At 45.7% G+C, this 2,473-nt stretch carries 3 protein-coding genes; all 3 read left to right on the top strand.

Annotated elements, in window-relative coordinates; all coding sequences use genetic code 11:
• Positions 1-136 precede the first annotated feature (136 nt).
• The 3 genes from istA to ELS82_RS24170 all read left to right on the top strand — a co-directional run bounded on the left by istA (position 137) and on the right by ELS82_RS24170 (position 2,278).
• The gene (gene istA, locus ELS82_RS24160) at positions 137-1,006 is read left to right on the top strand and encodes an IS21 family transposase (protein ID WP_244230877.1); all 870 of its coding nucleotides are present in this window, start codon (positions 137-139) and stop codon (positions 1,004-1,006) included.
• A complete protein-coding gene (gene istB / locus ELS82_RS24165) occupies positions 1,003-1,797 on the top strand; it encodes an IS21-like element helper ATPase IstB (protein WP_134837676.1) in 795 nt (264 codons plus the stop codon). The genes istA and istB overlap by 4 nt, the downstream gene beginning before the upstream one ends.
• A gap of 82 nt (positions 1,798-1,879) precedes the next feature.
• Entirely contained in the window at positions 1,880-2,278 is a 399-nt protein-coding gene (locus ELS82_RS24170) for a GGDEF domain-containing protein (protein ID WP_244230878.1), read from the top strand.
• Positions 2,279-2,473: the final 195 nt, after the last annotated feature.

Genomic DNA, 2,473 nt, shown 5'->3' on the forward strand with positions numbered 1-2,473 from the left:
CCCCTGTTCAACTACAAGTTGGGCTGCTTCGAGTTTAAATTCAGGGTTAAAGGTTCTTCTTGTACGTTTTGTCATGGTGTCACCTAATGTAGATGAGGTGCATCTTAACACCTCTAATCAGGTGGCCAAATTAACTATGCCACTACAAACCAAATTACAGCCTTACCACGACTACTTGCGCACCCGCATTGAAGTCGCAAAACCTTATTGGATACCAGCAACTGTCTTACTTCGTGAAGTCAGATTGCTCGGCTACGAAGGTGGTATAACGATGCTCAAGGAGCACATCAAACAATACAAACCCAGCACGCCTGTCGACCCTGTGGTTCGATTCGAGACACAGCCTGGAGAGCAAATGCAAGTCGACTTCACGACCATCACGCATTACGGCGTACGTGTTAAAGCCTTCGTTGCTACGCTTGGTTATAGCAGAGCGACCTTCGTTCGCTTTTGTGAGCGAGAGCGTCAAGAAGACTGGGTTGACGGTCTTGAAGAAGCATTTGAATACCTCGGTGGCGTTCCCAAAGAAGTTCTCTTCGATAATGCGAAAGCCATCATGATAGAACGAGATGCTTACGGAGAAGGCAAACACCGATGGAACTCTATGTTGCTCACTGCCGCCAATAAATACAACTTCAAACCAAGAGCTTGCCGCCCTTATCGCGCAAAGACCAAAGGGAAAGTGGAGCGATTTAACTCTTACTTGAAAAGTAGCTTCGTCACCCCGCTTGCTGCGACACTCAAACAACACGGGCTTAAAGTCACCGTCGATGTTCTTAATGGACATATCGGCGCGTGGCTAGAAACCGTCGCTCACCAGAGAATGCACGGCACGACAGGCACGAAGCCTCAAGTTCTTCTAGAGAAAGAGCGCTTTACACTTCAGCCCCTCCCGTCACCGACACGCCCAATGGCACTGCTAACAATGAGTGATAATGTAATGCCAGTTGAGAGCTTCCAACATCCGCTATCAATGTATGACGCGTTGTTGGAGGTGCGAGTATGAACCTTCAAATGAATCGTATTGAAGCTGCCTGTGCAGCGCTGAAGTTACAAGCTATCGGTCAGGAGTGGCCGACACTGGCGGAAACAGCCAACCGTCGCGAACTGAGTCTAGCTGATTACTTAGAGTCACTTCTCAACGCTGAGTTGGAAGCACGCGCGGAACGCACAAGGGCCACACTAACTAAGTTCGCAAGCTTCCCAATGGAAAAAACGTTCGATGATTATGACTTCAAGTTCGCAACAGGTGCCCCAAGGAAACAGCTAAAGGAGCTAACAGGGTTGGCGTTCATCGAGCGAAAAGAAAACGTAGTACTACTTGGTCCAAGTGGTGTCGGCAAGAGTCATCTAGCGGTTAGCCTTGGTCAAATAGCAGTACAAAAAGGCTTAAAAACACGGTTCATCACAGCAGCAGACTTAATGCTTCAACTGTCTACGGCGAAAGCTCAGGGCAAGCTTGAAGGCTACTTAAGAAGAAGCGTGCTTGCGCCCAAGCTCCTTATCGTTGATGAAATCGGGTATCTACCGTTCGGCAGAGAAGAAGCGAACCTGTTCTTCAACGTCATCGCTAAACGATACGAGCAAGGCAGCATTATCGTAACCAGTAACTTGCCGTTCTCTCAATGGTCAAATGCGTTCGCTGACGATACGACACTAACGGCAGCATTACTAGATAGGCTTCTTCATCACTCACACATCGTACAAATCAGCGGAGAAAGCTATCGATTACGAGGAAAAAAGGCGGCTGGAACCATACCAGCTGTACTAGAAAATCTATCTGAAAGTAGAAGTTAATTACGTGGGTGGGTCAGTTTTACTTCGGCGATAACGTCGATAAGTGGGTCAATTTTAAACTGGCGTTGACAATGATGCCTGTGTGGATGAATTGACCGGTCTATACAATCGCAAAAAACTGCCAGAAATAAGAATGGAATTCTTCGACTTAATCTATTTGGATCTCGATGGTCTTAAAAAAGTTAATGATACTAAAGGCCACGCCGTTGGAGACTTGATGATTATCCGTTTTGCTCAGGCTATTAATCAAATCATTGACCGACACGAACAAGCATTCAGAGTCGGTGGTGATGAGTTTGTGATCGTCGCTAAGCCTTCAGAGGGAAGTAAGTTTGTCGACAAATTGAAAGAAGAGCTAAACGGAGAGAACATAAACTTTAGCTACGGTATTGAAGCTACAAATATCAAAGAGCTAGGAAAAGCTCTAGAGAAAACCGATCAAGCTATGTACCAAATGAAAAACTCCCAGCGTGACAGCTGAGAGTTTAAAATTTTGGGGTGTTAGGCGTGTTTAACATCTGGCTCTTGTAAAGTGTATTAGTTCCGACTAGATCTGACACTTCAATTTGAAAAGAAGAGAGTTACCCACTTTGATTAAAGGTGCTGAATCCGTAATCAAAGACAATAAGAGGTAACTCTCATGCTTCATACTAGCAATCCAATCATCAAACACAAA

It is taken from the genome of Vibrio ouci (assembly GCF_004551525.1).
Classification (GTDB): domain Bacteria; phylum Pseudomonadota; class Gammaproteobacteria; order Enterobacterales; family Vibrionaceae; genus Vibrio; species Vibrio ouci.